A 1,258-nucleotide genomic window follows, 5' to 3' on the forward strand; every position below is an offset into this window, starting at 1 on the left:
GGGCGCCGTGTGTCGCTGACAGGCCCGCCATCTGATCGCGGCTTGTCACCAGGACGGTGCACGTCGGACTCCCTGGGATGAGCGGCGCCACCTGATCACTGTCACGGGCGTTGTCCAGCACGATCAGCATCCGTCGCTGCGCTACCAGACTGCGGAACAGAGCGAGCTGGGAACTGGGTTCTGCTGGGATCTCTTTCTGATCCGCGATAAGCGCGTCAAGGAAGCCCCGCACTGCCTCGTGCGGAGCCACCGGTTGGTCACTGGGGTCGAAGCCGCGCCGCTGGCCGCAGAGCTGCCCGTCTGGGAACCGGTCGATGTGCTGGTGAGCCCAGTGCAGCGCCAGCCATGTCTTCCCTATGCCACCGGTACCGCCGATAGCGGAGATCACGACGGGCGAGCCCTCTTGCACATTGGCTTCAAGAGCGTTACTGAGCGACGCGAGTTCAGCCTGCCGTCCAATGAATGTGGGGGGCGCCGCGGGCAACTCTCGAGGAACTAGCGGGTCCCGACGCGTGGTGTGGATGTGAACGGCGTCAATGTTCCGAGCCTGCACCACAGGACCGTTAACTGTGCTGCCGCTGACACTGTTACGGGTCTCGGCTGCTCCTGTCCTGGCATCCAACGTGTCCTGTGGCAGCTCATTCATACGGACGAGTGTGCCATTCAGAGCTAGAAGCCCAGAGACACATCGCTGGGGCCCCGTTGGTTGTTCTGGCCGCTTCCGTTTGGTGAGACGGGTTTCAGGAGCCGGTCGCAACGGCACCGCCGGGGAGCGCGGTAAACGCAACTACCCGAGGTCGGGCGTAAGCCCTGGCCCTGCTCACCGCCGCATCATCCCTCGGAGCTGATCTGCACCTCATAGACGATCTCGGCATGGGCCGCTGGGACGATGATGTCGGCGGTCTCGACCGGGCGGCCGTCGTCTCTGTAGTAGGTGCGCTGGATGCGGGTGACCAGTGATCCACGTTGCAGGCCGAGGAGTTGGGCCTCTTCTGCTGTGGCGTGGCCGGGCTCAGGTTGTTCGACCGCGTGACTGATGTGGATCCCGATCGCGGCCATACGTTCCACGACACCACGGCCGGCATGCGGACCACCCTCGGGAAGCACAACGATCGTGCCGCCTGTCAGGGCGTAGGGCTCCCAACTGGTCGAGAGCTGCACCGGCTTGCTGTCCGACAGGAACTCGTATCGGGTACGGACGCAGAGGTCGCCCTCACCGATACCGAGGCGAGCCGCGATGTCCGGCGGAGCTGGCACC

Annotated in this window: 1 protein-coding gene and 1 pseudogene; both read right to left on the minus strand. The window is 64.7% G+C overall.

Annotated features, from left to right (window positions below):
• A pseudogene (locus ACFXIV_RS48065) lies at positions 1-646 on the minus strand (hypothetical protein); the annotation flags it as partial.
• 185 nt (positions 647-831) lie between these two features.
• On the minus strand, positions 832-1,258 hold a 427-nt coding region (locus ACFXIV_RS48070), incomplete at its 5' end, for a UTRA domain-containing protein (protein ID WP_379421559.1).

The sequence above is a fragment of the Nocardia sp. NPDC059236 genome (assembly GCF_042754085.1).
Classification (GTDB): Bacteria; Actinomycetota; Actinomycetes; order Mycobacteriales; family Mycobacteriaceae; genus Nocardia.